26 protein-coding genes are annotated in these 25,660 nt (G+C 70.9%); 21 read left to right on the top strand and 5 right to left on the bottom strand.

The genetic code is table 11. The features are described from left to right. The first annotated feature begins 4 nt into the window (after positions 1-4). Entirely contained in the window at positions 5-841 is an 837-nt protein-coding gene (locus tag AB0389_RS06590) for an inositol monophosphatase family protein (RefSeq protein ID WP_366394209.1), read from the top strand. 127 nt (positions 842-968) lie between these two features. Here the strand turns inward: AB0389_RS06590 and AB0389_RS06585 are convergent, their stop codons facing one another. Further along, positions 969-1,145, bottom strand: a complete 177-nt coding sequence (locus tag AB0389_RS06585; protein ID WP_199566112.1) for a hypothetical protein — start codon at positions 1,143-1,145, stop codon at positions 969-971. A gap of 333 nt (positions 1,146-1,478) precedes the next feature. Between AB0389_RS06585 and AB0389_RS06580 the strand changes: the two genes are divergently transcribed. The 4 genes from AB0389_RS06580 to AB0389_RS06565 all read left to right on the top strand — a co-directional run bounded on the left by AB0389_RS06580 (position 1,479) and on the right by AB0389_RS06565 (position 5,017). Continuing rightward, a complete protein-coding gene (locus tag AB0389_RS06580; protein ID WP_114662766.1) occupies positions 1,479-2,132 on the top strand; it encodes a response regulator transcription factor in 654 nt (217 codons plus the stop codon). 5 nt (positions 2,133-2,137) lie between these two features. Beyond that, positions 2,138-3,370, top strand: a complete 1,233-nt coding sequence (locus tag AB0389_RS06575; RefSeq protein ID WP_366394208.1) for a HAMP domain-containing sensor histidine kinase — start codon at positions 2,138-2,140, stop codon at positions 3,368-3,370. Positions 3,371-3,786: 416 nt separating this feature from the next. Beyond that, positions 3,787-4,083: a DUF4193 domain-containing protein gene (locus AB0389_RS06570; protein WP_114662768.1), complete on the top strand. Its 297-nt coding sequence runs from the start codon at positions 3,787-3,789 to the stop codon at positions 4,081-4,083. A gap of 13 nt (positions 4,084-4,096) precedes the next feature. Continuing rightward, complete coding sequence (locus AB0389_RS06565) at positions 4,097-5,017, top strand: hypothetical protein (protein WP_366394207.1); 921 nt, start codon at positions 4,097-4,099, stop codon at positions 5,015-5,017. A gap of 34 nt (positions 5,018-5,051) precedes the next feature. Here the strand turns inward: AB0389_RS06565 and AB0389_RS06560 are convergent, their stop codons facing one another. Beyond that, positions 5,052-5,546, bottom strand: coding sequence for a DUF3093 domain-containing protein (locus AB0389_RS06560; RefSeq protein ID WP_366394206.1), 495 nt, complete (start codon positions 5,544-5,546; stop codon positions 5,052-5,054). Positions 5,547-5,676: 130 nt separating this feature from the next. On the opposite strand from AB0389_RS06560, the gene AB0389_RS06555 reads away from it, so the two are divergent. The 11 genes from AB0389_RS06555 to AB0389_RS06505 all read left to right on the top strand — a co-directional run bounded on the left by AB0389_RS06555 (position 5,677) and on the right by AB0389_RS06505 (position 17,057). Continuing rightward, on the top strand, positions 5,677-6,240 hold the full coding sequence (locus tag AB0389_RS06555; RefSeq protein ID WP_366394292.1) for a PaaI family thioesterase: 564 nt from the start codon (positions 5,677-5,679) through the stop codon (positions 6,238-6,240). After that, entirely contained in the window at positions 6,237-6,779 is a 543-nt protein-coding gene (dut, locus tag AB0389_RS06550; RefSeq protein WP_366394205.1) for a dUTP diphosphatase, read from the top strand. The genes AB0389_RS06555 and dut overlap by 4 nt, the downstream gene beginning before the upstream one ends. Before the next feature lies 1 nt (position 6,780). Then, the gene (locus AB0389_RS06545; RefSeq protein WP_366394204.1) at positions 6,781-7,560 is read left to right on the top strand and encodes a DUF3710 domain-containing protein; all 780 of its coding nucleotides are present in this window, start codon (positions 6,781-6,783) and stop codon (positions 7,558-7,560) included. Between the two features lie 308 nt (positions 7,561-7,868). Then, on the top strand, positions 7,869-7,958 hold the full coding sequence (gene kdpF / locus AB0389_RS06540) for a K(+)-transporting ATPase subunit F (RefSeq protein WP_123759404.1): 90 nt from the start codon (positions 7,869-7,871) through the stop codon (positions 7,956-7,958). A 3-nt stretch (positions 7,959-7,961) separates the two neighbouring features. Further along, complete coding sequence (gene kdpA / locus AB0389_RS06535; protein WP_366394203.1) at positions 7,962-9,626, top strand: potassium-transporting ATPase subunit KdpA; 1,665 nt, start codon at positions 7,962-7,964, stop codon at positions 9,624-9,626. Further along, positions 9,623-11,683, top strand: a complete 2,061-nt coding sequence (kdpB, locus tag AB0389_RS06530) for a potassium-transporting ATPase subunit KdpB (RefSeq protein ID WP_366394202.1) — start codon at positions 9,623-9,625, stop codon at positions 11,681-11,683. Before kdpA ends, kdpB begins: the two co-directional genes overlap by 4 nt. Before the next feature lie 14 nt (positions 11,684-11,697). Continuing rightward, positions 11,698-12,366: a potassium-transporting ATPase subunit C gene (locus tag AB0389_RS06525; protein ID WP_366394201.1), complete on the top strand. Its 669-nt coding sequence runs from the start codon at positions 11,698-11,700 to the stop codon at positions 12,364-12,366. Between the two features lie 139 nt (positions 12,367-12,505). Continuing rightward, the gene (locus AB0389_RS06520; RefSeq protein ID WP_366394200.1) at positions 12,506-15,067 is read left to right on the top strand and encodes a sensor histidine kinase KdpD; all 2,562 of its coding nucleotides are present in this window, start codon (positions 12,506-12,508) and stop codon (positions 15,065-15,067) included. Between the two features lie 37 nt (positions 15,068-15,104). Beyond that, positions 15,105-15,794 (top strand): response regulator, encoded by a 690-nt coding sequence (locus AB0389_RS06515; protein ID WP_366394199.1) that lies wholly within the window; start codon positions 15,105-15,107, stop codon positions 15,792-15,794. Between the two features lie 108 nt (positions 15,795-15,902). Beyond that, positions 15,903-16,253: an OB-fold nucleic acid binding domain-containing protein gene (locus tag AB0389_RS06510; RefSeq protein ID WP_366394291.1), complete on the top strand. Its 351-nt coding sequence runs from the start codon at positions 15,903-15,905 to the stop codon at positions 16,251-16,253. Positions 16,254-16,256: 3 nt separating this feature from the next. Then, positions 16,257-17,057, top strand: a complete 801-nt coding sequence (locus AB0389_RS06505) for a DUF3159 domain-containing protein (RefSeq protein ID WP_366394198.1) — start codon at positions 16,257-16,259, stop codon at positions 17,055-17,057. Positions 17,058-17,157: 100 nt separating this feature from the next. Here the strand turns inward: AB0389_RS06505 and AB0389_RS06500 are convergent, their stop codons facing one another. Then, positions 17,158-17,835, bottom strand: a complete 678-nt coding sequence (locus AB0389_RS06500; RefSeq protein WP_366394197.1) for a TrkA family potassium uptake protein — start codon at positions 17,833-17,835, stop codon at positions 17,158-17,160. Next, positions 17,835-18,503, bottom strand: coding sequence for a TrkA family potassium uptake protein (locus AB0389_RS06495; protein WP_114662794.1), 669 nt, complete (start codon positions 18,501-18,503; stop codon positions 17,835-17,837). The genes AB0389_RS06500 and AB0389_RS06495 overlap by 1 nt, the downstream gene beginning before the upstream one ends. A 213-nt stretch (positions 18,504-18,716) precedes the next feature. Between AB0389_RS06495 and AB0389_RS06490 the strand changes: the two genes are divergently transcribed. Further along, on the top strand, positions 18,717-20,837 hold the full coding sequence (locus AB0389_RS06490; RefSeq protein ID WP_366394196.1) for an APC family permease: 2,121 nt from the start codon (positions 18,717-18,719) through the stop codon (positions 20,835-20,837). Between the two features lie 161 nt (positions 20,838-20,998). After that, positions 20,999-22,327, top strand: a complete 1,329-nt coding sequence (locus AB0389_RS06485) for a class I SAM-dependent RNA methyltransferase (protein WP_366394195.1) — start codon at positions 20,999-21,001, stop codon at positions 22,325-22,327. A gap of 1,091 nt (positions 22,328-23,418) precedes the next feature. Here the strand turns inward: AB0389_RS06485 and AB0389_RS06480 are convergent. Then, on the bottom strand, positions 23,419-23,802 hold the full coding sequence (locus tag AB0389_RS06480) for a polyketide synthase dehydratase domain-containing protein (protein WP_366394194.1): 384 nt from the start codon (positions 23,800-23,802) through the stop codon (positions 23,419-23,421). Between the two features lie 306 nt (positions 23,803-24,108). Here AB0389_RS06480 and AB0389_RS06475 point away from each other — a divergent pair, with 306 nt between their 5' ends. The 3 genes from AB0389_RS06475 to AB0389_RS06465 all read left to right on the top strand — a co-directional run bounded on the left by AB0389_RS06475 (position 24,109) and on the right by AB0389_RS06465 (position 25,639). Continuing rightward, the gene (locus AB0389_RS06475) at positions 24,109-24,450 is read left to right on the top strand and encodes a winged helix-turn-helix domain-containing protein (protein ID WP_366394193.1); all 342 of its coding nucleotides are present in this window, start codon (positions 24,109-24,111) and stop codon (positions 24,448-24,450) included. Next, positions 24,447-24,680 (top strand): hypothetical protein, encoded by a 234-nt coding sequence (locus tag AB0389_RS06470; RefSeq protein ID WP_366394192.1) that lies wholly within the window; start codon positions 24,447-24,449, stop codon positions 24,678-24,680. Before AB0389_RS06475 ends, AB0389_RS06470 begins: the two co-directional genes overlap by 4 nt. A gap of 287 nt (positions 24,681-24,967) precedes the next feature. Next, positions 24,968-25,639 carry a 4'-phosphopantetheinyl transferase superfamily protein gene (locus AB0389_RS06465; RefSeq protein WP_366394191.1) on the top strand — a complete coding sequence of 224 codons (672 nt, stop codon included), beginning with the start codon at positions 24,968-24,970 and terminating at the stop codon, positions 25,637-25,639. Positions 25,640-25,660: the final 21 nt, after the last annotated feature.

Below are 25,660 nucleotides of genomic sequence, written 5' to 3'. Positions count from 1 at the left end.
CGCCGTGACCGACGAGACCCCACCCCCTGCGACCGCCGCGACCGACGCACTCCTGACCGCGGAACTGCTCGCCCTCGCCCTGGAGGCGGCGCGCCGGGCGGGCGCCCTGCTGCGCGACGGCCGGCCCGACGACCTCGCGGTGGCCGCCACGAAGTCCAGCCCCATCGACGTGGTCACCGAGATGGACATCGCCGCCGAGAAGCTGATCACCGGCTTTCTCGCCGAGCACAGGCCCGAGGACGGATTCCTCGGCGAGGAGGGCGCCAGCTCGCCGGGGACCAGCGGTGTCCGCTGGATCGTCGACCCGCTGGACGGCACGGTCAACTACCTCTACGGGCTGCCCACCTGGGCCGTCTCCATCGCCGCCGAGCGGGACGGCGAGACCCTGGTCGGCGTCGTCGAGGCGCCGATGCGCGGCGAGACGTTCCGGGCGGTGCTCGGCGGCGGCGCCTTCCTCGGCGACCGGCGGATCACGGCCCGTCCCGCGGCCCCGCTGGAGCGCGCGCTGGTCTCCACCGGCTTCAACTACGTCACCACCGTCCGCACCCACCAGGCGGACATCGCCCAGCGGCTGATCCCGCGCTTCCGGGACATCAGGCGCGGCGGTTCCGCGGCCGTGGACCTGTGCGATGTCGCGGCGGGCCGGCTGGACGGCTACTACGAGCGCGGACTGCACCCCTGGGACCTCGCCGCGGGAGACCTCATCGCCCGCGAGGCGGGCGCGCTGACCGGCGGACGTCCAGGAGGTCCCCCGGGCTTCGAACTCGCCGTAGCGGCCCCTCCAGGGGTCTTCGAGCCCCTTCAGGCGCTGCTGGAGGAGTACGGCGCCTGGCACGACTGAGCCGGCCACCCGGCGCGGGACACGGAAAAGGGGCTCCGGTGCCGTCCCCTCGGCGCCGGGGCCCCTCTCCGTCGGAACTCTTGGTAGATGTCTGCTGCGGCTCTGTACGTGGCTGGGGCTGTCGGGGTCAGGCGCCGCTGGCGGCGCCCACCTCCACACCGTGCTCGGCGGCGAGCCGACGCAGGTCCTCCAGCTCTTCCTGTTCGACATCCGCGAGGAAGTCGTCGCCCGTCTCGCGGGCATGGGTCAGATCGGTCTCCGTGGCCTTTATGCGCTGAAGAAGCCCGGCGGTGAACGCGTCCATTGCGCCCCCTCGTCGTGGGTCAGTGGCACGGGGGTGTGCCGACGGCGGGAAGATCACGGGCCCTCTGTCACTGGAAGACAGCTACCTGGGGGCAGATAAAGGTGTGGCATGCCACAAACAGGGCGTGATCTCGGGTGTGAAGTCGTCTTCCCCAGGGTCAGTCCCCGAGAAACCTCGCGGCGCCGAGAAAATCGCTCCCCTGCCCGATGCCGCAGGTCACCCGGCATCGTCTTACCGCCGGTTTATGGCCGACAAGGGCAGGATGGGGCCGCACATGCACAGCTACCGCCTGCCCTGATCACGGGTGCCGGGCCCAGAGGAAGGAACAACGACGTGCGCGTACTCGTCGTCGAGGACGAGCAGCTGCTCGCCGATGCGGTGGCCACCGGACTGCGCCGGGAGGCCATGGCCGTGGACGTCGTGTACGACGGAGGGGCCGCGCTGGAGCGCGTCGGGGTCAACGACTACGACGTCGTGGTGCTGGACCGTGACCTCCCGGTCGTCCACGGGGACGACGTCTGCCGGCGGATCGTCGAGCTGGGGATGGCCACCAGAGTCCTCATGCTCACGGCGTCCGGCGACGTCAGCGACCGGGTCGAGGGCCTTGAGCTCGGCGCCGACGACTACCTTCCCAAGCCCTTCGCCTTCAGCGAGCTGACCGCCCGGGTCCGGGCGCTCGGCCGCCGTACGACGGTGCCGCTGCCGCCCGTCCTGGAGCGCTCGGGGATCAAGCTCGACCCCAACCGGCGCGAGGTCTTCCGGGACGGCAAGGAGATCCAGCTCGCGCCCAAGGAGTTCGCCGTCCTGGAGGTCCTGATGCGCAGCGAGGGCGCCGTCGTCTCGGCCGAGCAGCTGCTGGAGAAGGCGTGGGACGAGAACACCGACCCGTTCACCAACGTCGTACGGGTGACGGTCATGACGCTGCGCCGCAAGCTCGGTGAACCGCCGGTCATCGTGACCGTACCCGGCTCCGGCTACCGGATCTGATGCCCGTGGCCACCACTCCGGCGCCGCCCACCGCGCCCCCGAAGCCCACGTGGGACCCCAGGCGTCCCGAGCAGACCCTGCCCTGGGTCCGCCCGACCATCCGGATAAGGCTGACGCTGCTGTACGGCGGGATGTTCCTGATCGCCGGCATCCTGCTGCTCTCGATCATCTATCTGCTCGCCGCACAGGCCCTGCACGTGGGCAGCGAGCTGCCGTTCAAGATCGTCAGCGGCAAGGTGAGCAGCGACGTCTGCAACTTCCCCGACCAGGCGCCGCCCGAGCAGTTCAACGTCGCGATGAACACCTGTGTGAACCATCAGCGCCAGCAGGCGCTGGACGACCTGCTCAGCCGCTCGCTGCTGGCGCTCGTCGGGCTGAGCGTCATCGCGTTCGCCTTCGGCTACGCGATGGCGGGCCGGGTGCTCTCGCCGCTGGGCCGGATCACCCGTACGGCCCGCCGGGTGGTCGGCACCGACCTGGCGCGCCGGATCGAGCTGGACGGCCCCGACGACGAGCTGAAGGAGCTGGCCGACACCTTCGACGAGATGCTGGAGCGGCTGGAGCGGGCCTTCACCGCGCAGCAGCGGTTCGTGGCGAACGCCTCGCACGAGCTGCGCACCCCGCTGGCGATCAACCGCACGCTGCTGGAGGTCCATCTCTCCGATCCGGGGGCGCCGATGGAGCTCCAGCAGCTCGGCAAGACCCTGCTGGCCACCAACGAGCGCAGCGAGCAGCTGGTGGAAGGGCTGCTGCTGCTCGCCCGCAGCGACAACCAGCTGGTGGAGCGCAAACCGGTCGACCTCGCCGAGGTGGCCACGCGCGCGGTGGACCAGGCCCTCTCCGAGGCGGACACCAAGGGTGTGGAGATCCGCGGGGAGCGGGTGCCCGCGGTGGTCCAGGGCAACGGTGTCCTGCTGGAGCGGATCGCCCTCAACCTGGTGCAGAACGCCGTCCGGTACAACATCCCCGAAGGGGGATGGGTGGAGGTCGTCACCGAGTCGCAGCCCGGCCAGGCGGTCCTGGTGGTGTCGAACACGGGTCCCGTCGTTCCCGCGTACGAGATCGACAACCTCTTCGAGCCGTTCCGGCGGCTGCGTACGGAGCGGACGGGCAGCGACAAGGGCGTCGGCCTGGGACTCTCGATCGCCCGCTCCGTGGCCCGCGCCCACGGTGGCCGGATCTTCGCGGAACCCAGGGAAGGCGGCGGGCTCATGATGCGGGTCACTCTCCCGGTCTGAGAGACTGCGTGGAGTGATGAAGGGCGCCGGATCCACATCGGATCGCTTTGTTCGCTTTGCGCGGAATTGCGGGGAATGGATCCCGGTGGAAACGTGTGTGATCGATCACAGAGGCGAATTCCCGCCTATCGACTCTGTGTTATCAAGCCTTCAACGGAAAGCCGGTAAAGTCCGGGTTTCCGGGGGCAGGGATCACGGGAAGTACACGGGGTGGCGGCCGTGAGGCACAACCGGGGGACCGTGTACGGTCCCCTTCGCCACCCGCAAGCCGATCACTCCTCGTGAGACCGGTTGGGTGTCGATTGAGTAACAGACCTTGATGTGAGGCAAAATCTCCGCCTCAGGTCGGGCACAAGTCCGGCCTCTCACGCGTTACCTGCGCTGAGACACACAGACACCCAGAGGGGGAGAGCGACATGGCAACGGATTACGACACCCCACGCAAGACCGACGACGACGTCGATTCGGACAGCCTTGAGGAACTGAAGGCCCGCCGGAACGACAAGTCGACTTCAGCGGTCGACGTCGACGAGTTCGAACAGGCCGAGGGCCTGGAACTGCCCGGCGCGGATCTCTCCAACGAGGAGCTCTCCGTCCGGGTCCTGCCGCGGCAGGCCGACGAGTTCACCTGCATGAGCTGCTTCCTCGTGCACCACCGCTCCCAGCTGGCCAGGGAGAAGAACGGGCAGCCCATCTGCCGAGACTGCGACTGAGGTCGGGCCGGCCGTGGCAGGCGACACACCGTCCCGGAAACGGCGCTTCCGGCGCAAGACGTCACCGGAGGCGTATCAGGGCGGCACGGGCCGGGCGGAAGGCGTACAGCCCCCCGCCGAGGACTCAGCCGCCCTGCTGCCCCAGCACGGCTCGGACGAGGACGAGCGAGGCCTTCCGGCCTCGCTCGAAGCCGGCCAGGACGACCACGACGGCCCCGTGACCGGGGGCCGGCGCCTGGACAGCGTGCGACGGGGCGTGCGCAAGGGGGGCGAGGGCGCCAAAGCGGCCCTCGGGCATATCGCCGACCGGATCATCGACCTCGCGCCGCGGCTCCCGGTCCGTGATCTGGCCACCCTGCGCACGCAGTTTCCGGGACTCGGCCCCGAGGAGCTGGCCGACAAGCTGGTGGCGGGCGCCGCGAACAGCAGCTCCACCGTCGGCGCGGGCATCGGCGCGGCCGCCATGATGCCCGTACCGCCCGCGATGCCGGCCGAACTGGCGGCCGAGATCACCGCCGTCGCCGCCATCGAGCTGAAGCTCATCGCCGAGCTGCACGAGGTCTACGGACTGCGGCCCCCCGGCCCGCTCCGGGAGCGCAGCCTCGGCTATCTGATGTCCTGGACGCACGAGCGAGGCGTCGACATCACCAAACCGTCGAGTTTCAACGGCGCGCTCAGCGGCCCCATGAAGCGCGAGCTGCGCCACCAGATCACCAAGCGCATGGTCCGCACCCTGCCGAACCTGGTCCCGTTCATGATCGGCGCGGCCGTCGGCGCGATGATGAACCGGCGGGACACCAAGAAGGTCGCCGAGCACGTCCGCAAGGACCTGCGCAAGCGCCAGGTCCCCTGGGACGCCCTGCCGGCCCTGCCGCCGCTGGAGCGGACCGGAGAGCTTCCTCCGGGGCTGCCCAAGGAACTGGGCGGCGGCTGACCGGCCCGCGGGACCGGCGGCCCCTCCCGACGCCTCAGGCGGAGGTTCCGGTGCCTGAGCCTGTGCCGGACGAGCTGATCCGTACGGCGTTCAGCGCCGCCAGCAGCGTCCGCGGGTCACGCGTCGAGAGATAGAGATACGGGGTCGGGTCGTCCGGGTCCGTGACCACCACACGCAGCGCCGTCGGCACATAGCTGCGCAGCAGCATGAAAGCGCGCGGATCGGCCTTGTGCAGCCGCCAGGCGATCGCCTCCTCACGGTCAAGCACCTCGGCCTCGCCGAGCGCCGACACCGGGATCCTGGCGTCGCCCGCGACCAGCGAGTCCGCCACCACCCGGATCCGTGCCGAGCCGTACGAGCTGACCCCGGCCGCGGCCAGGGCACCCGCCCCGATCAGCCCGGCGAGCAGCGGCAGCGGCCCCAGCGGCAGCAGCATCAGACCCCCCGCGAGGGAGATCAGGGCGGCGATGCCCCACCAGCTGCGGGGCGCGGTCAGACGTTCGTCGTAGCGTGCGACGGAAGGCTCCATGGCGCCAAGCTTGGCACGGTGCGGTTGGCGGGCGACCGCGCGGGTAAGGTCTGCGCCTGTGAGCAACGTGCCATCCCCGGAGAGCGCCACCGGGCCCGACCCACAGCCTCCCGCCCCCGGGCCGGGGCCCCTGACGCCGCCGCCCGGCGCCGTGCCTCCCGTACGCCATCCCGAGGCGCCCGCTCCCGGTGAGCCGCTCGGCACGCACTACGAACACTGCTTCGGCTGCGGCGGGGCCCAGCCGCACGGACTCCAGCTGTCGGCGCGCGCCGGTGCGGGGGTGACCATCACCGCCGAGTTCACCGTCAAGCCCGCCCACCAGGGCGCCCCCGGGCTCGCGCACGGCGGCGTGCTGGCCACCGCGCTCGACGAGACGCTCGGCTCCCTGCACTGGCTGCTGCGGGTGATCGCCGTGACCGGACGGCTCCAGACCGAGTTCCTCCGGCCCGTACCCGTCGGCACGCTGCTGTATCTGGAGGCCGAGGTCACCGCCGTGCACCGGCGCAAGATCTACTGCACCGCCACCGGGCGGCTCGGCGGTCCCGACGGGCCCGTGGCCGTCCGCGCCGACGCCCTTTTCATCGAGGTCAAGGTCGATCACTTCATCGACAACGGCCGTCCCGAGGAGATCCGGGCGGCGATGGCCGACCCTGACCAGGCCAAGCGCGCCCGCGCGTTCGAGGTGAACCCATGACCGACACACCCCTGACCGACGCACCCCGCCGGAGCCCCCTCGACGTGCTGATCCGCCGGATCGACCCGGAGGCCCCCCTCCCGTCGTACGGGCACCCCGGCGACGCCGGAGCGGATCTGGTCACCACGGAGGCCGCCGAGCTGGCCCCCGGCGAGCGCGCCGTACTGCCCACCGGGATCTCGATCGCACTGCCCGACGGCTACGCGGCTTTCGTGCACCCGCGCTCCGGGCTCGCCGCCCGCTGCGGAGTCGCCCTCGTGAATGCCCCCGGGACGGTGGATGCCGGGTACCGTGGAGAGATCAAAGTGATCGTGGTCAATCTGGACCCCCGCGAGAGCGTGCGGTTCGAGCGGTACGACCGGATTGCCCAACTGGTCGTCCAGCAGGTCGAGAAGGTCCGCTTCCACGAGGTGGCGGAGCTTCCCGGCTCCGCGCGGGACCGGGGGGGCTTCGGGTCCACCGGCGGCCATGCCGCCGTGGGCGGGGTACAGGGTGGGAATCGATACGCTTCGGTCGTAACCGACCGGGAAGGACAGTGACGTGTTCGGACGTCGCAAGAAGAGTGGTTCCGCCGAGGACGCGGCGGACGCAACGGGCGAGACCGAGCAGGTCGCCGACGCGGCCGCCGAGGGCGACGCCGGTGAGCCGGGGGACGCGCCCCGCCGGGCGAACCTTCCGCCGGCGCCGCGCCCCGACGGTCCCTGGGACATCTCCGAGGTCTCCAAGCCCGACGAGGGCCGTGTCGACCTCGGGGGCATCTTCGTCCCCGGAGTCGACGGCATGGAGCTGCGCGTGGAGGTCGCCGGTGACGCGATCGTCGCCGCGACGGTCGTCGTGCGCGACAGCGCCGTACAGCTCCAGGCCTTCGCCGCGCCCAAGCGCGAGGGCATCTGGGGCGAGGTCCGCGAGGAGATCGCCACCGGCATCACCCAGCAGGGCGGCATCATCGACGAGGTCGAGGGCCCGCTCGGCTGGGAGCTGCGCGCGCAGGTCCCCGTACAGCTGCCCGACGGCACCGGCGGCGTACAGCTGGTGCGCTTCATCGGGGTCGACGGACCGCGCTGGTTCCTGCGCGGGGTGATCTCCGGGCAGGGCGCGGTGCAGCCCGAGGCCGCCGGTCTGCTGGAGCAGATCTTCCGGGACACCGTGGTCGTGCGCGGGGAGGGCCCGATGGCGCCCCGTGACCCGATCGTCCTCAAGCTGCCGGACGACGCGCAGATGGTCGCCGAGGGCGTCCAGCAGGAGGAGCAGGAGAGTTCCCGCTTCTCCGGCGGCATGGGCCAGCTCCAGCGCGGCCCGGAGATCACCGAGGTCCGCTGAACCGCCGTACGTTCAAGCCGGTGGGCGGCATCCCTGCGAAGGGGGTGCCGCCCACCGGCTTTTCCGCAGGTCACGCCGGTGCCGGCGGTGGTCGGGAGGCGGCGGCGTAGAGAACGCGTCAAGCGGATGCCCCGATGTGTATGAGACCCGTCAAGGAACCAGGAATCCCCCTTTTCGGGGGCTTTTCTTGCCGAGGCAGGTTTTCCGCACTCATTCCAGGAGCACCCGATGGCCGACGCGGCCTTCGTCGTCACCACACTCGCGGTCTTCGCGCTGGTGGCCCTCATCGCCAAGGGGGTGACCAAGCTGTGACCGCCGAGAACACCGTCGGCCTCGTCGTGGCCGTCGCCCTGCTGGGATATCTCGTCCTCGCGCTCCTCTTTCCCGAGAGGTTCTGAGGCATGGGTCCCGTCCTCTCGGGCGTGCTCCAGCTGCTCGCGCTGATCGTCGCGCTGGGCCTGGCGTACCGCCCGCTCGGCGACCACATGGCCGGTGTCTACGCCTCGCCCCGGCACCTCCGGGCGGAGAAGTGGATCTACCGGGCCATCGGCGCCCGCCCCGAGACCGAGATGCGCTGGCCGGCACACCTCCGCGCGGTGCTCGGCTTCTCGCTGGTCGGCGTCCTCTTCCTGTACCTCCTCCAGCGGGTCCAGGGCGTCCTGCCCGGCTCGCTCGGCTTCGCCTCGATCCCGCCGGGCCAGGCGTTCAACACGGCCGCCTCCTTCGTCACCAACACCAACTGGCAGTCGTACGCGGGCGAACAGGCCATGGGGCCCGTCCTGCAGACCGGCGGGCTCGCGGTCCAGAACTTCCTCTCCGCCGCCGTCGGCATGGCCGTCGCCGTGGCCCTCGTACGGGGCTTCGCCCGGTCCCGCACCGGTGAGCTGGGCAACTTCTGGGCGGACCTGGTGCGCGGCACGGTCCGTATCCTGCTGCCGCTCTCCGTCGTCGGCGCGCTCGCCCTCGTGGCCTGCGGCGTCATCCAGAACTTCGCCGGCGTCCACGAGGTCGGCCAGTTCGCGGGCGGCTCGCAGCAGTGGAGCGGTGGCGCCGTCGCCTCGCAGGAGGCCATCAAGGAGCTGGGCACCAACGGCGGCGGCTTCTACAACGCCAACTCCGCCCACCCCTTCGAGAACCCCGGCCCGCTCTCGAACCTCTTCGAGGTCTTCCTCATTCTCGTCATCCCGACCGCGCTGACCCGCACCTTCGGCAGGATGGTGGGCAGCGTCCGGCAGGGGTACGCGCTCCTCGCCGCGATGGCGGCCATCTGGCTCGGCTTCACGGCGCTGATGATGTGGGCGGAGTTCCAGCACGGCGGCCCGGCGTTCGGCCTCGCGGGCGGCGCCATGGAGGGCAAGGAGACCCGCTTCGGGATCGCCGGCTCGTCCCTCTTCGACGCCGCCTCCACCCTGACCTCGACCGGCGCGGTCAACTCCGCGCTCTCCTCGTACACCGGCCTGGGCGGCGGGATCGCGCTGCTGGGCATCCAGCTCGGCGAGATCGCGCCCGGCGGGGTCGGCTCCGGGCTCTACGGCATGCTGATCATGGCGGTCATCGCGGTGTTCCTCGCCGGTCTGATGGTCGGACGTACACCCGAGTACCTGGGCAAGAAGGTCGGCACCCGCGAGATCAAGCTGGCCGCCTGCTACCTCCTCGTCACCCCGGCGCTGGTGCTCTGCTTCACCGCCGCGGCCCTGGCGCTGCCCACACCGGGCCACTCCGTCGCCAACCCGGGGCCGCACGGCTTCACCGAGATCCTCTACGCGTACTCCTCGGCCGCCAACAACAACGGCTCCGCCTTCGCGGGACTGAACGCGAACACCCCGTGGTTCAACACCACCCTCGGACTGGTCATGCTGCTGGGCCGCTTCGTCCCCATGGTGTTCGTTCTCGCCCTGGCCGGATCGCTGGCCGGCGGGCGGCCCGTACCGGAGAGCGCGGGGACACTCCGGACCCACCAGCCGCTCTTCGCCGGAGTGCTGATCGCGACCGTCGTGATCGTCTCCGGGCTCACCTACTTCCCGGCGCTGGCGCTGGGACCACTGGCCGAGGGGCTGGCGTCATGACGACCGCACGACACACACGACACGGGGGGCTCTTCGCTCCCGGACAGCTGATCGCCGCCCTCCCGGCGGCCCTGCGGAAGCTCGACCCCCGGGTGATGATCAAGACGCCCGTGATGTTCGTGGTCCTCGTCGGATCCGTACTGAGCACGCTCTACGCGGCACTCGACCCGGGCGAAGCGTTCGGCTGGGCCGTCGCCGGATGGCTCTGGCTCACCACCGTCTTCGCCAACCTCGCCGAGGCGGTCGCCGAGGGCCGCGGCAAGGCGCAGGCCGACACGCTGCGCCGGACCAGGACCGGCACCGTCGCGCGCCGGATCACCGGCGGGACCGAGGAGGCGGTCTCCGGTACGGAGCTGCGCGTGGGCGACCTGGTCGTCTGCGAGGCGGGCGACACCATCCCCGGCGACGGCGATGTGGCCGAAGGCGTGGCCTCCGTCGACGAATCGGCGATCACCGGTGAATCGGCGCCGGTCGTCCGCGAGTCGGGCGGCGACCGCTCGGCCGTCACCGGCGGTACGAAGGTCCTCTCCGACCGGATCGTCATCAGGATCACCACCAAGCCGGGCGAGACCTTCATCGACCGCATGATCGCCCTGGTCGAGGGCGCCGCCCGGCAGAAGACGCCCAACGAGATCGCGCTGAACATCCTGCTCGCGTCCCTCACCGTCATCTTCCTGCTCGTGGTCGTCACCCTCCAGCCGTTCGCCGGGTACGCCGGCGGCCCGCAGCAGGTGATCGTGCTGATCGCCCTGCTCGTCTGTCTGATACCGACCACCATCGGCGCCCTGCTCTCCGCGATCGGCATCGCCGGGATGGACCGGCTGGTGCGGCGCAACGTGCTCGCCCTGTCGGGACGGGCCGTCGAGGCCGCCGGCGACGTGTCGACGCTGCTGCTCGACAAGACCGGCACGATCACCCTCGGCAACCGGCAGGCCGCCGAGTTCGTCCCGGTCGCGGGCGTCACGGAGGCCGAACTGGCCGACGCGGCCCAGCTCTCCTCACTGGCCGACGAGACCCCCGAGGGCCGCTCCGTCGTCGTCCTCGCCAAGGAGCGGTACGGAGTGCGCGAGCGCCCTCGGGGCGAGCCGGCCGGCGCCGAGTGGGTCGCCTTCACCGCCCAGACCAGGATGTCCGGCGTCGACATCACCGAGGAGGGGGCCCGCCGCCGGATCCGCAAGGGCGCGGCCGGCTCGGTCGTCTCCTGGGTGGCGGAGCGCGACGGCGAGATCTCCCCGGACGCCGGCCGGCTCACCGACGCCATCGCGCAGGCGGGTGGTACCCCCCTGCTGGTGGCCGTCGAGGACGACCGGGGCGCCCGGGTGCTGGGCGTCGTCCACCTCAAGGACGTCGTCAAGGACGGCATGCGGGAGCGGTTCGACGAACTGCGCCGAATGGGCATCAGGACCGTCATGATCACCGGCGACAACCCGCTGACCGCCAAGGCGATCGCGGCGGAGGCCGGCGTGGACGACTTCCTCGCCGAGGCCACCCCCGAGGACAAGATGGCCCTGATCCGGCGCGAACAGGCGGGCGGCAAGCTGGTCGCGATGACCGGCGACGGGACGAACGACGCCCCGGCGCTGGCACAGGCGGACGTCGGGGTGGCCATGAACACCGGCACCTCGGCGGCCAAGGAGGCCGGGAACATGGTCGACCTGGACTCCGACCCCACCAAGCTCATCGAGATCGTCGGCATCGGCAAGCAACTGCTCATCACCCGCGGCGCGCTGACGACCTTCTCCCTCGCGAACGACATCGCGAAGTACTTCGCGATCATCCCCGCCATGTTCGCCGTGGTGTACCCGGGTCTCGACCGGCTCAACATCATGCGGCTCGCCTCGCCGGAGTCCGCGATCCTCTCCGCGGTCGTCTTCAACGCGCTGATCATCGTGGCGCTCGTCCCCCTCGCCCTGCGCGGGGTGCGCTACCGGCCGATGAGCGCCGACCGGATGCTCCGGCGCAACCTCGGCGTGTACGGCCTCGGCGGCCTGATCGCCCCCTTCGTCGGCATCAAACTCATCGATCTGCTCCTTTCCCTCATCCCCGGCATCGGGTGAACGGTGTGTCCTCCATGAACAGCTCGGCGGGCAACGCGGCCCGGATCCTCGGCGCCTCTCTGCGGGCCCTCCTCGCCCTCACCGTCCTGTGCGGGGTGCTCTACCCGCTGGCGGTCACCGGCCTGGCCCAAGGACTCTTCCCCCATCGGGCGAACGGCTCCGAGGTTACGGAGTCGGGCCGGGTCATCGGCTCGTCCCTCATCGGCCAGCGCTACGACCTGCCGACGGAGCCCGGGCGGAGCACGGCCCCCGCGCCCGACCTGAAGTGGTTCCAGCCCCGCCCCTCCGACGGCCTGTCCGGCAACACCCTCAACACCCGGTACCGGCTGCTCGTCTCCGGGGCGACCAACCTGGCCGGGGACAACGCGAAGCTGATCGCGTCGGTGAAGGCGGCCAGGGCGGCCGTCGTCAGGGACAACTCCACCCCGGGCCACCCGGTCGGGCCCGCCGACGTACCCCCCGACGCCGTCACCTCGTCGGGCTCGGGGCTCGACCCGGACATCTCGCCCGCGTACGCCCTGCTCCAGACCCGCCGGGTCGCCGAGCGCAACCACCTCCCCGTAGGGGAGGTGCGGAAGCTGGTCGAGCGGCACATTCAGGGACGGGCGCTCGGCTTCGTGGGCGAGCCGCGGGTCAATGTCCTCGCGCTCAACTCGGCGCTGCGGGAGCTGGGGCGCCGATAGGCAGGCGCTCCCGCCATCAGAATCGCGTCAAGACCGGGCCGGAAGTCCGTCCGCATCCTATTTGTCGCCGTTCCCGGCTGTAGTTTCAGGACAAGCCGACGCGTCGGGCGCGGTGGCTCTTGTGGAAGACAATGGAGCCATGGGACGCGGCAAGCTTCGGATCTACCTGGGCGCGGCACCGGGAGTCGGCAAGACGTACGCCATGCTCGCCGAGGCGCACCGCCGCCTGGAGCGCGGCACCGACTGTGTCGTCGGCTACGTCGAGCACCACGACCGGCCCCGTACGGAGACGATGCTGCACGGCCTGGAGCAGATCCCCCGGCGCGAGCTCGACCACCGGGGGGCCCGCCTCACCGAGATGGACGTCGACGCCGTACTGGAGCGCCGCCCCGCCGTCGCCCTGGTCGACGAGCTGGCGCACACGAACGTGCCGGGCTCCCGCAACGCCAAGCGCTGGCAGGACGTGGAGGAGCTGCTCAAGGCCGGCATCGAGGTGGTCTCCACCGTCAACATCCAGCACCTGGAGTCACTCGGCGATGTCGTCGAGTCGATAACCGGCGTACGGCAGCGCGAGACCGTCCCCGACGAGATGGTCCGGCGCGCCGACCAGATCGAGCTCGTCGACATGTCGCCCCAGGCGCTGCGCCGCCGGATGGCGCACGGCAACGTCTACAAGCCCGACAAGGTCGACGCCGCGCTCTCCCACTACTTCCGCCCCGGCAACCTGACCGCGCTCCGCGAGCTGGCGCTGCTCTGGGTCGCCGACCGGGTGGACGAGTACCTCCAGCAGTACCGCGGCGAGCACAACATCCGCACCACCTGGCAGGCCAGGGAGCGGATCGTCGTCGGCCTCACCGGCGGCCCCGAGGGGCGTACGCTCATACGCCGCGCCGCCAGAATGGCCGCCAAGGGCTCCGGCAGCGAGATCCTCGCCGTCTACATAGCCAGGAGCGACGGCCTCACCGCCGCCTCGCCCAAGGAGATCGCGGTCCAGCGGAAGCTGGTCGAGGACCTGGGCGGCACCTTCCACCATGTCATCGGCGACGACATCCCCGCCGCGCTGCTGGAGTTCGCGCGCGGGGTCAACGCCACCCAGATCGTGCTGGGTTCCAGCCGGCGCAAGACCTGGCAGTACATCTTCGGCCCCGGGGTCGGCGTCACCGTCGCCCGCGAGTCAGGGCCGGACCTGGACGTCCACATCGTCACGCACGAGGAGGCCGCCAAGGGCCGCGGGCTGCCGGTGGCGCGCGGGGCCAGGCTGGGCCGCTCCCGGATCCTCTCGGGGTGGCTGGCGGGGGTCGTCGCGCCCGTACTGCTGTCGCTGGTGCTGGCGGAGCTGCACAACACGCTGGGGCTCGCCAACGACGTCCTGCTGTTCCTCTTCCTGACCGTGCTCGCGGCCCTGCTCGGCGGGTTGCGGCCGGCGCTGGCGTCCGCCGCCGTCGGGTCGCTGCTGCTCAACTTCTACTTCACCCCGCCGACCCACACGCTGACCGTCCAGGACCCCAGGAACCTGGTCGCCATCGTCATCTTCTTCGCGGTGGCCGTCTCCGTGGCGTCCGTGGTGGATCTGGCGGCCCGCCGTACCCATCAGGCGGCCAGGCTGCGCGCCGAGTCGGAGATCCTCTCGTTCCTCGCGGGCAGCGTGCTGCGCGGCGAGACCGCGCTGGACGCGCTGCTGGAGCGGGTGCGGGAGACCTTCGCCATGGAGTCCGTCGCGCTGCTGGAGCGGGTGAGCGACGTCGACCCGTGGACCTGCGCGGGCAGCGTCGGGCCGCAGCCCGTCGACCGGCCCGAGGCCGCCGACGTGGACATGCCGGTCGGCGACCACATGGCGCTGGCGCTCTCCGGGCGGGTGCTGCCCGCCGAGGACCGCCGGGTGCTCGCCGCCTTCGCCGCCCAGGCCGCCGTGGTGCTCGACCGGCAGCGGCTGGTCGGCGAGGCGGAGCAGGCCCGCGCGCTCGCCGAGGGCAACCGCATCCGTACCGCCCTGCTCGCGGCCGTCAGCCACGATCTGCGGACCCCGCTGGCCGGCATCAAGGCCGCGGTCACCTCGCTCCGCTCCGACGACGTCGAATGGTCCGAGGAGGACCGGGCCGAGCTGCTGGAGGGCATCGAGCACGGCGCCGACCGCCTCGACCATCTGGTGGGCAACCTGCTCGACATGTCCCGGCTCCAGACCGGCACCGTCGCCCCGCTGATGCGCGAGATCGACCTCGACGAGGTGGTGCCGATGGCGCTCGGCGGCGTACCGGAGCAGAGCGTGGAGCTGGACATCCCCGAGTCGCTGCCCATGGTGGCGGTCGATCCGGGGCTGCTGGAGCGCGCGGTCGCCAACATCGTCGAGAACGCCGTCAAGTACAGCCCCGGGGGCCGGCCCGTCACCGTCGCGGCGAGCGCGCTCGGCGCCCGCGTGGAGGTACGGGTCGTGGACCGCGGGCCCGGCGTCCCCGACGAGGCCAAGGACCGGATCTTCGAGCCCTTCCAGCGCCACGGCGACGCGCCGCGCGGAGCGGGCGTCGGACTCGGGCTCGCGGTCGCGCGCGGCTTCGTGGACGCGATGGGCGGCACACTCGCCGCCGAGGACACCCCCGGCGGCGGGCTGACCATGGTGCTCAACCTCCGGGCCGCCTCGGGGCGCGCGCCGGCCGGGGCCGGGACAGGCCCCGGATCCGAATCACCCGCCCGGGTCAGTCCGTGACCGGGGCAGCAGAAAGCGCAGCGGAAAGGCGGACCCTATGACCCGGGTGCTCGTGGTCGACGACGAGCCACAGATCGTACGCGCCCTCGTGATCAACCTGCGAGCGCGCAAGTACGAGGTGGAGGCGGCCTCCGACGGGGCGAGCGCGCTGGAGCTGGCGGCGGCCCGCCACCCCGATGTCGTCGTCCTCGACCTGGGGCTGCCGGACATGGACGGCGTCGAGGTCATCAAGGGCCTGCGCGGCTGGACCCGCGTCCCCATCCTGGTGCTCTCCGCCCGGCACACCTCCGACGAGAAGGTCGAGGCGCTGGACGCGGGCGCCGACGACTACGTCACCAAGCCGTTCGGCATGGACGAGCTGCTGGCCAGGCTGCGCGCGGCGGTCCGGCGGGCGGAACCGGTCGGCGGGGACGGCGACGAGAGCGCCGCCGTCGTCGAGACCGAGGGGTTCACCGTCGACCTCGCCGCCAAGAAGGTCCACCGGGCCGGCCGGGACGTACGCCTCACGCCCACCGAGTGGCACCTGCTGGAGGTGCTCGTACGGAACAGCGGCCGGCTGGTCAGCCAGAAACAGCTCCTCCAGGAGGTCTGGGGGCCCTCCTACGGCACCGAGACCAACTATCTGCGGGTCTACATGGCGCAGCTCAGGCGCAAGCTGGAGACGGACCCCTCGCACCCCCGCCACTTCGTCACGGAACCGGGGATGGGGTACCGCTTCGAGCGCTGATCCGGCCGTATCCGTACGGTGATCACGACCGGGGCCGGACCCGGCACCTCCGTACCCCGGTACGCTCTGGGTATGAGTGCTGAGAAGCCGACCGGCCGCCTCCGCCGGATGCTCGACCGGCTGTCCAGCTCCCAGGAGGATCTGGAGTCGGAGGAGCTGCGGGAGGACGCCCAGGCGTCGGGCTGCACCCGTATCGCCGAGTGCGACGACCGCCAGATAGTCCGGGTGACTGGTACGTTGCGGACGGTCACCCTGCGTCCACGGGCCGGCGTGCCCGCGCTGGAGGCGGAGCTGTTCGACGGCACCGCGCCGCTGGACGTGGTGTGGCTGGGCCGGCGCTCCATCGTGGGCATAGAGCCGGGCCGCAAGCTGATCGCCTCCGGCCGGATCTCCCTGAGCCACGGCCGGCGGGTGCTGTTCAATCCCAAATACGAACTCCGACCGCTCGGACAGGAGTAGCCGGTGACGTCACCCGACGAGCCCGCCGCCACAACAGATCCCACCGCCCCCCGACCCCCGACGGCGCCCACCCCGGAGAGTGACGCGAAAGCCGTCACCGAGGCGGCGCTCTTCGAGGCGTTCGGCGGTGTGCGCGGCATGGTGGAGACGGTCCTTCCCGGACTGCTCTTCGTCACGATCTTCACGATCAACAAGGACCTGCACACCTCGGCGATCGCCGCCCTGGTCGTCTCCCTGCTGCTGGTCGTGGTGCGGCTGATCCGCCGCGACACCGTCAAGCACGCGTTCAGCGGGGTCTTCGGCGTCGCCTTCGGTGTCGTCTTCGCGATGATGACCGGCAACGCCAAGGACTTCTATCTGCCGGGCATGCTCTACACGCTGGGGCTGGCGCTCGCGTACATCATCACCACGCTGGCGGGCGTGCCGCTGATCGGGCTGATCCTCGGCCCGGTCTTCAAGGAGAACCTCTCCTGGCGCACCCGTAACCCCGGCCGCAAGAAGGCGTACGCCAAGGCCAGTTGGGCCTGGGGGCTGATCCTGCTCGCCAAGTGCGCGATCCTCTTCCCGCTGTACTGGTGGGCGGACACCGCGCAGCTCGGCTGGGTGCTGATCGCGCTGAAGATCCCGCCCTTCCTGCTCGCGGTCTATCTGACCTGGGTCTTCCTGGCGAAGGCGCCCGCTCCGATCGATGTCTTCGCGGAGATGGAGGCCGAGGAGCAGGCCGAGAAGGAGCGCCTGGCGGCGGCCACGGCGACGGCGGGGACCGGCAACGGCACCGGGGAGCGTGCGCGGCACCGGCGTTAGGCCGTCGTACAGGAAACGGAGCAATGGGACAGCCCGTCCGGTGAGGTGACGCCTCCGCCGGACGGGCTGTCCCGTTGGGTACGTACCCGCTGCGCGTGCGTCAGCCGGCGGTCTCGCCGTGCCGGACCGACAGCAGGTCCTCCAGCTGCTCCTCGCGCGCCTGCGCCGCCACGAAGAGAAGCTCGTCGCCCGCCTCCAGGGTCTCCTCCGGATGCGGCGTCAGCACCCGCGTACCCCGGATGATGGTGACCAGGGACGTGTCCTCCGGCCAGGACACATCGCCGACCTGAGTCCCCGTCACGGCCGACTCCGGAGGCAGCGTCAGCTCCACCAGGTTGGCGTCGCCGTGGCTGAAGCGCAGCAGCCGTACGAGATCACCGACGCTCACCGCCTCCTCGACCAGCGCCGACATCAGACGCGGCGTGGAGACCGCGACATCGACGCCCCACGACTCGTTGAACAGCCACTCGTTCTTGGGGTTGTTGACCCGGGCGACCACGCGCGGCACGCCGTACTCCGTCTTGGCGAGCAGCGAGACGACCAGATTGACCTTGTCGTCACCCGTCGCGGCGATCACGACGTTGCAGCGCTGGAGCGCCGCCTCGTCCAGCGAGGTGATCTCGCAGGCGTCGGCCAGCAGCCACTCGGCCAGCGGCACCCGCTCGACCGAGATGGCGCTCGGCGCCTTGTCGATCAGCAGGATCTCGTGCCCGTTCTCCAGCAGCTCACCCGCGATGGAACGGCCCACCGCGCCGGCTCCGGCAATCGCGACGCGCATCAGTTCCCGCCTCCGTCCGGGCCCTCGGCGAAGGCCGCCTCGACCTTCCCGATGTCGTCCGTACGCATCATCACGTGGACGAGATCGCCCTCCTGAAGGACCGTCTGGGACGTCGGCAGCATCGCCTCGCCCAGCCGGGTGAGGAACGCGACACGGACGCCCGTCTCCTCCTGGAGCCTGCTGATCTTGTGGCCGATCCAGCTCTCCGACGTGTGCACCTCGGCGAGCTGCACACCGCCGCTGGGGTCGCGCCACAGCGGCTCGGCGCCGGACGGCAGCAGCCGGCGCATCATCTGGTCGGCGGTCCAGCGGACCGTGGCCACGGTCGGGATGCCGAGGCGCTGATAGACCTCGGCGCGCTTCGGGTCGTAGATCCGCGCCGCGACGTTCTCTATGCCGAACATCTCGCGGGCGACCCTGGCGGCGATGATGTTGGAGTTGTCACCGCTGCTCACCGCGGCGAACGCGCCGGCGTCCTCGATCCCCGCCTCGCGCAGGGTGTCCTGGTCGAAACCGACCCCGCTGACCCGGCGTCCGCCGAATCCCGAGCCGAGCCGGCGGAACGCTGTGGGGTCCTGGTCGATGACGGCGACGGTGTGTCCCTGCTGCTCCAGGTTCTGCGCGAGCGCGGCACCGACCCGGCCGCAGCCCATGATGACGATGTGCACGTCGCTACCCCGCAGTCCTGGTCGCCTCGATGACCTGCGAAAACACCCTGTTCACTCTTCTTTCTCGACCTGCCGGGTACCCAACGGGGTGCCACGTACGGCAGCCCCTCGGGACGAGCTTAAGCCGCGCCGCTCGCGATGCCGTCATCCCCATCGGCACGGGATGGGGTGGTGGGCGCACACGTGGTCGTTCGAACGCATACGATCCCTTCCGTGTCCAAACTGACCGACGTGCCCAAACGCATCCTGATCGGGCGGGCGCTGCGTAGCGACAGGCTCGGGGAGACCCTCCTTCCCAAACGCATCGCACTGCCCGTCTTCGCCTCCGACCCGCTCTCCTCGGTGGCGTACGCACCGGGCGAGGTGCTGCTGGTGCTCTCCATCGCGGGTGTGTCGGCGTACCACTTCAGCCCGTGGATCGCGGTGGCCGTCGTCGTCCTGATGTTCACGGTCGTCGCGTCGTACCGGCAGAACGTGCACGCCTATCCGAGCGGCGGCGGCGACTACGAGGTCGCGACCACCAACCTCGGGCCGAAGGCCGGTCTGACCGTCGCCAGCGCGCTGCTCGTCGACTACGTGCTGACCGTGGCCGTGTCGATCTCCTCCGGGGTGGAGAACCTCGGCTCGGCGATCCCGTTCGTCGTGGAGCACAAGGTCCTCGTCGCCATCGCCATCATCGTGCTGCTCACGCTGATGAACCTGCGCGGCGTACGGGAATCGGGCAAGCTCTTCGCGATCCCCACCTATGTCTTCGTCGGCGGCGTCTTCATCATGATCGCCTGGGGCGCCTTCCGCGGGCTGGTCCTCGGCGACACCATGCGGGCCCCGACCGCCGACTACCAGATCAAGCCCGAGCACCAGGGGCTGGCCGGCTTCGCGCTGGTCTTCCTGCTGCTGCGGGCGTTCTCCTCCGGCTGCGCCGCGCTGACCGGGGTCGAGGCGATCAGCAACGGTGTGCCCGCGTTCCGCAAGCCCAAGAGCAAGAACGCGGCGTCGACGCTCGCGCTGATGGGCGCGCTCGCCGTCACCATGTTCTGCGGCATCATCGGGCTGGCCATGGCCACCGATGTGAAGATGGCCGAGAACCCGGGCACGGACCTCATCCACAACGGCGCGGCGGTCGGCGCGGACTATGTCCAGAACCCGGTGATCTCACAGGTCGCCGCCGCCGTCTTCGGCAGCGGGACGTTCTTCTTCGTACTCCTCGCCGCCGCCACCGCGCTCGTCCTCTTCCTGGCCGCGAACACCGCGTACAACGGCTTCCCGCTGCTCGGCTCGATCCTCGCGCAGGACCGCTATCTGCCGCGCCAGCTCCACACACGCGGCGACCGGCTGGCCTTCTCCAACGGCATCGTCCTGCTCGCCGGGGCCGCCGCGCTGCTGGTCGGGGTGTACGGGGCGGACTCCACGCGGCTGATCCAGCTCTACATCGTCGGCGTCTTCGTCTCCTTCACGCTCAGCCAGACCGGCATGGTCCGGCACTGGAACCGCCATCTGCGGACCGAGCGCAACGCCGCCAAGCGCCGCCACATGGTGCGCTCCCGGGCGATCAACACCTTCGGCGCCTTCTTCACCGGGCTGGTGCTGATCGTCGTCCTCGCCACCAAGTTCACCCACGGCGCGTGGGTCGCGCTGCTCGGCATGGTGATCTTCTACGGGACGATGACCGCGATCCGCCGGCACTACGACCGGGTCGCCGCCGAGATCGCGGCGGCCGAGGGTCCGTCCGACGACATGGTCAGACCGTCCCGTGTGCACTCCATCGTCCTCGTCTCCAAGGTCCACAAGCCCACGCTGCGCGCGCTCGGCTACGCGAAACTGATGCGCTCGGACACCCTGGAGGCGCTCTCCATCAATGTGGACGCGGCGGAGACGAAGGCGCTCAAGGAGGAGTGGGAGCGGCGCGGCATCAATGTGCCGCTGAAGATCCTCGACTCGCCGTACCGCGAGATCACCCGGCCGGTGATCGAGTACGTACGGGGGCTGCGCAGCGAGAATCCGCGCGACGCGATCAGCGTCTACATCCCGGAGTACGTGGTCGGCCGCTGGTACGAGCATCTGCTGCACAACCAGAGCGCCCTGCGCCTGAAGGGCAGGCTGCTGTTCACGCCGGGCGTGATGGTCACCTCGGTGCCGTACCAGCTGGAGTCGTCCGAGCTGGCGAAGCAGCGCGCGAAGCGGCGCTCCGTGTACCAGGCGCCGGGGGCGGTACGGCGGGGGCTGGTGGACGGCGGCCGTCCGGCGGGCGCGGGCAGGGGCGCGGGCGGGGGCGCGGGCGGCGGGCCGCGGCCGAAGAAGCCGGACCCGGCTCCGGATCCGGACCGCGGGGAGTGAGGACACGCGTGGCGGGCGGGGCGCCGGCGCGCACGTAGACTGGTGGGCTGCTGCGGTCCGGCGGCACGGGTGCGGGTCGCGGGCCACCACCCGCCAGAGCCCCGCCGCGCATCCGTACCGTTCTCGCCCCGCCTTCCCTTGATTTTTGGAGCAACCCCCTCATGTCGACAGAACCGCAGGCTTCGCTGATCGGGGAGGAGTACGAGGTCGAGGTGGGCCCCGTGGCACACGGAGGCCACTGCGTCGCCCGTACCGACGACGGCCGGGTGCTGTTCGTGCGGCACGCGCTGCCCGGCGAGAAGGTCCTCGCCCGGGTGACGGAGGGCGAGGCGGACTCCCGCTACCTCCGCGCCGACGCGGTGAAGGTCATCGACGCGTCCAAGGACCGCGTCGAGGCGCCGTGCCCGTACGCGGGCCCCGGCCGGTGCGGCGGCTGCGACTGGCAGCACGCCAAGCCCGGCGCACAGCGGCGCCTCAAGGGCGAGGTCATCGCCGAACAGCTCCAGCGGCTCGCGGGCCTCACCCCGGAGGAGGCGGGCTGGGACGGTACGGTCATGCCCGCCCCCGGCGACAAGCTGCCCCCGGGCGAGGTTCCCGCGTGGCGCTCGCGCGTGCAGTACGCGGTCGACGAGAACGGCCGCGCGGGGCTGCGCAGGCACCGCTCGCACGAGGTCGAGCCGGTCGACCACTGCATGATCGCCGCGGAGGGCGTCAGCGAGCTGGGCATCGAGCGGCGCGAGTGGCCGCAGATCGCCTCGGTCGAGGCGATCGCGGCGTCGGGCTCGGGCGACCGGCAGGTCATCCTCACCCCGCGCGAGGGCGGCCGGCTGCCGCTGGTCGAACTGGACAAGCCCGTCTCCGTCCTGCGCGTGGCGGAGCAGGACGGGGGAGTGCACCGGGTCCACGGCCGCGCCTTCGTCCGCGAGCGCGCCGACGGCCGTACGTACCGCGTCGGCATGGGCGGCTTCTGGCAGGTCCACCCGCAGGCGCCGCAACTGCTGGTCGAGGCCGTCATGCAGGGCCTGATGCCGCGGAAGGGCGAGACCGCGCTCGACCTGTACTGCGGAGTCGGCCTGTTCGCGGGCGCGATCGCGGAGCGGGTCGGCGAGACCGGCGCGGTGCTCGGCATCGAGTCGGGCAAGCGCGCCGTCGAGGACGCCCGCCACAACCTCCAGGCGCTGCCCCGGGTCCGTATCGAACAGGGCAAGGTCGACCAGATCCTGCCGCGCACCCGCATCACCGAGACCGACCTGATCGTCCTCGACCCCCCGCGCGCGGGCGCCGGCAAACAGACCGTCAAACACCTCACCACCCTGGGCGCCCGCCGCATCGCCTACGTCGCCTGCGACCCGGCGGCCCTGGCCCGCGACCTGGCCTACTTCCGCGAGGGCGGCTACAAGCCCCGCACGCTGCGGGCCTTCGACCTGTTCCCGATGACGCACCACGTGGAGTGCGTGGCGATCCTTGAGCCCATCGCTAAGGGCGCCTGACCTGCTGGTTTTGTCATTTCCCAGGTTCCGGCCGGCTCGCGTCGACATGGTTCCGCGGGCGCATGACGTGGAGTGTGCCGCCTGCCGGGCGGACACCCCTGACCAGCGGTTTCGGCCCGTGGGACGGAGGACGCCGAGGTGTGGTCCTCGTCTTCCCGGAGTGGCGAACGGCAGTCTGGGTGCGTTCATGGGCACCGCCTCCGTTGCCGGCTGCGTCGGTGTCGTTCGACGCTACGGAGATCGTCAGCGATGTTCGATCACACTGCCCCTGTGACGGCGGGACTCTCGTACGCACGGGGTGGACCGACGTGACTCCACCGGTGTGAGACTCCGTACTGGTGGAGGCGCTGCGTCCTACGGGGAGCCGTGACGCGCCAGAGTTCCGGGGCCGGACCCTGCATTGGGCCGTGAAGCTCATTTGACGCTCGTTCTGATGGTGCATCAGGCTTATGACCGAGGATGCCGGCCAGGACGCCCGAGCCGCCGGTGATGAGGACCGTGCTGTCGGGGTCCCAGACCGTCTCTTACGGCGGGGCGGTGCCGGGGTGGTGGTGCGGGTCGGTCGCGGGACCTCGTAACGGCTGCCATTGATCCGCAGGCGGGGTTCGTCGAGCGCGGCGGTCGCGGACAACTGCTCGGTGGTGAGGTCGGCGTCGTCGCTTTCCACCAGGACGAACCGGCCGGGTTGTTCGGACTGGACCGAGCGCATCAGGCCCGATACCGCCGCTCCGGCCAGATCGGTGCCGGCCCGTACGATCAACGTGCTGTCGCTGAATCGTTCCTCGGTAAGCCAGTGCTGGACGGTCTGCAAGACCTGGGTGGTCAGCGTGCGGGTGTGCCTCAGTGGGGTCGTTGGCGTCGGTGAGTGCGGTGAGGACGACCACGTCGGGTACGGGGACGTCATTGTTTTCCGCGAGGTCTTCGAACCGGCCGACCGTCACACCGGTCCGCGCGGGTACGGGGAATTCGGTCCACGTCAGGGCGAGCAGATCACCGGCGCCGGAACCGAGCGCTTCGGCGGTCACCGGCCGGGTGGTGAGGGCGTTGATGGTGGCTACTGGCCGGCCGGTGTCGTCAGCGACGCGTACCTTTCAGCCGTCCGATACCGATGTCACCGCGACGCGCAGCATGGCAGCGCCGGTGGCGTGGAACTGAACCTGGCTCCACGAGAACGGCAGCTGCACTTCCTGTCCGGTCTCGCCCGCATTCAGGACGCAGGTGTGCAGGGCGGCGTCCAGGGGTGCGGGGTGCAGGGTGAATCGGGCCGCTTCTTGGGTCTGGTCCTCGGTGAGGGTGATTTCGGCGTAGACGGTGTCCCGGTCGCGCCAGGCGGCTTGTAGGCCTTGGAAGGTGGGTCCGTATTCGTAGCCGGTCGTGGCGAGGTCGTCGTAGAAGGTGGTGACGTTGATCGGTTCCGCGTTCGCCGGTGGCCACGCCGGGAATTCGGGGAACGAGACGGTGTCGGGGAGTGGCACTCGATGATGTTCACCGCGAGCCCGCCGCGCGCCGTCTCCTTGTACTTGACCGACATGTCGGCGCCCTGTCGCACTGTGCCCTTGAGGATCGGCGGAATGCCGGCCCCCGAACCGGGATGTTCCCGGCATACATGGTCAAGGTCGGCCCCGGTATCATGGCCCCGTGTCGTTCGAGGGCCGGTGGGCGGCCGTCGCCGGGGGGTACGTCGTCGCGGCCGTGGCAGTGGAGGTGCCCCCGGTTCTCTGATTGTTCTTCGGGGCGTGGGAGAGTCTCCTTCGAACCGTTCCGGAATGTCAGAGGTGGCCATGAGCAGCGAGGAGCTACTCTCCGTGCTCGCCGCAGTCGGTCATGCGCAGCGGCTGAGGATTCTCGCCGAGCTCGCCGGCGGCCGGATGTACGTCAGCGAGCTCGCCCGTCGGCTCGGCATGTCGAGGCCCCTGCTGTACATGCACATCGATCGCCTTGAGAAGGCCGGCCTGGTGACGGGCAGCCTGGAACTGTCCGATGACGGCAAGGCGCTGAAGTACTTCGAACTCACGGCGTTCGACCTGCGGTTGAATATCGATACCATCCTCGGGGCCGTGGGGGCCGACGAACCGATCTCCGACGTTCGGGGTGCGGACGAGGCGAGGGGGAAGAAGACATGATCGGGGCCGTCATCGCGATCGCCATTGTTCTGATCGTTATCGGGGGTGTCACGGCGAGTGTGGTGGCGTACTTCGGACTCCAGCGGCACCGGGCGGACGCCGTGGCCATGGCCTCGTACCGCAAGCTCGCCGAGGAGGCGGTCGCGCGACAGGAGTCGGTGCACGGCGAGCTCGCCGTGATGAGGGATCGCCTCACGGCGGTCGAAAGCCTTCTCCGCAGTGTCGACTGAACCCCGTCCCGGGGGTTTTTACGCCCTCGCTTCGAGGTCGTCCGCGGGCCTGTGGACCTGCTGGAGCTGTTCGTACGCCCCGCGGCGGACGGGCGGGCGGGATCCGGAGAGCCGGCCGAGGCGGTGCACAGAGCCCTGGCCGCCGTGCTTCCGTCGGGCGCTGGTGCCCAGCCAGGTGAGTGCGTTTCTGAGGCCGGCGCCCGGGCTCTGACGCGGCCCTGGGGCGTGGGCCGGACCGGCGCCGGCGCGTCAGCGCGCCATCAGGCGGGAGCGGCAGTATCGGTTGGATGAACGACACCGCCCCCTCTCTCCGGCATGTCACAGTCATCGTTGCCGCTACCGCGGGGCTGAGTGACGTGCGGGCGAGAGAGGCGGTGCTCGCCCGGACCGCCGAGGAGTTCGGTGTGGCGCCGCGAGCGCTGTCGGTGCGCCATGACGGCGAGGGACGCCCGCTGCTGCACGGGCTCGGCCCTGGTACGCACATCAGCATCAGCCATGGACACGGTCTGGCGTCCGTGGCGGTGACCGGCCTGGGGGCCGTCGGTGTGGACGTCGAAGCTGTCCGCCCCCTTCCCGCTCTGCGCCTGGCGCGGCGGTGGTTCACGCCCGCGGAGGCGGCATGGCTCCGCGCGCTGCCGGAGCCGTACCGGCCCGCGGCCTACTTCTGGCTCTGGACCCACAAGGAGGCGACAGGCAAAGCGCTCGGTACGGGGCTGGGCCGCGGCGGCCTGCTCCGCCCGGTGCCGCTGCCCGCCACCTGGCCGCCGCCCGCGCGGGCCCGCCTGCGGTGGGACGGTACGCCTTCGGTCCCGGCCCTCGCCGTGGCGGCACCGGCCCTCGCCCTGCCCTCCCTCGCCGCGTCCGCGAGCCTCGCGGTGGCGGCGGCCGGGCCGAGGGCGGAGGGGGCGTTCGTCGATGTCCGCGTGCGTGACAGCACGGGCGCCCAGGGCCGTGCTTGACACCTCCACACGTACCTGTCA

It is taken from the genome of Streptomyces sp. NPDC093109 (assembly GCF_040701725.1).
Lineage (GTDB): Bacteria > Actinomycetota > Actinomycetes > Streptomycetales > Streptomycetaceae > Streptomyces.
This window is presented reverse-complemented; position numbering and strand designations above follow the sequence as displayed.

What these genes read in the sequence shown, in the direction of transcription:
- AB0389_RS06585 (WP_199566112.1), bottom strand. Translation starts at nt 1,145, where the DNA reads ATGGACGCGTTCACCGCCGGGCTTCTTCAGCGCATAAAGGCCACGGAG.
- AB0389_RS06570 (WP_114662768.1), top strand. Translation starts at nt 3,787, where the DNA reads ATGGCAACGGATTACGACACCCCACGCAAGACCGACGACGACGTCGAT.
- AB0389_RS06560 (WP_366394206.1), bottom strand. Translation starts at nt 5,546, where the DNA reads ATGGAGCCTTCCGTCGCACGCTACGACGAACGTCTGACCGCGCCCCGC.
- dut (WP_366394205.1), top strand. Translation starts at nt 6,237, where the DNA reads ATGACCGACACACCCCTGACCGACGCACCCCGCCGGAGCCCCCTCGAC.
- kdpA (WP_366394203.1), top strand. Translation starts at nt 7,962, where the DNA reads ATGGGTCCCGTCCTCTCGGGCGTGCTCCAGCTGCTCGCGCTGATCGTC.
- kdpB (WP_366394202.1), top strand. Translation starts at nt 9,623, where the DNA reads ATGACGACCGCACGACACACACGACACGGGGGGCTCTTCGCTCCCGGA.
- AB0389_RS06525 (WP_366394201.1), top strand. Translation starts at nt 11,698, where the DNA reads ATGAACAGCTCGGCGGGCAACGCGGCCCGGATCCTCGGCGCCTCTCTG.
- AB0389_RS06520 (WP_366394200.1), top strand. Translation starts at nt 12,506, where the DNA reads ATGGGACGCGGCAAGCTTCGGATCTACCTGGGCGCGGCACCGGGAGTC.
- AB0389_RS06515 (WP_366394199.1), top strand. Translation starts at nt 15,105, where the DNA reads ATGACCCGGGTGCTCGTGGTCGACGACGAGCCACAGATCGTACGCGCC.
- AB0389_RS06510 (WP_366394291.1), top strand. Translation starts at nt 15,903, where the DNA reads ATGCTCGACCGGCTGTCCAGCTCCCAGGAGGATCTGGAGTCGGAGGAG.
- AB0389_RS06500 (WP_366394197.1), bottom strand. Translation starts at nt 17,835, where the DNA reads ATGCGCGTCGCGATTGCCGGAGCCGGCGCGGTGGGCCGTTCCATCGCG.
- AB0389_RS06485 (WP_366394195.1), top strand. Translation starts at nt 20,999, where the DNA reads ATGTCGACAGAACCGCAGGCTTCGCTGATCGGGGAGGAGTACGAGGTC.
- AB0389_RS06475 (WP_366394193.1), top strand. Translation starts at nt 24,109, where the DNA reads ATGAGCAGCGAGGAGCTACTCTCCGTGCTCGCCGCAGTCGGTCATGCG.
- AB0389_RS06470 (WP_366394192.1), top strand. Translation starts at nt 24,447, where the DNA reads ATGATCGGGGCCGTCATCGCGATCGCCATTGTTCTGATCGTTATCGGG.
- AB0389_RS06465 (WP_366394191.1), top strand. Translation starts at nt 24,968, where the DNA reads ATGAACGACACCGCCCCCTCTCTCCGGCATGTCACAGTCATCGTTGCC.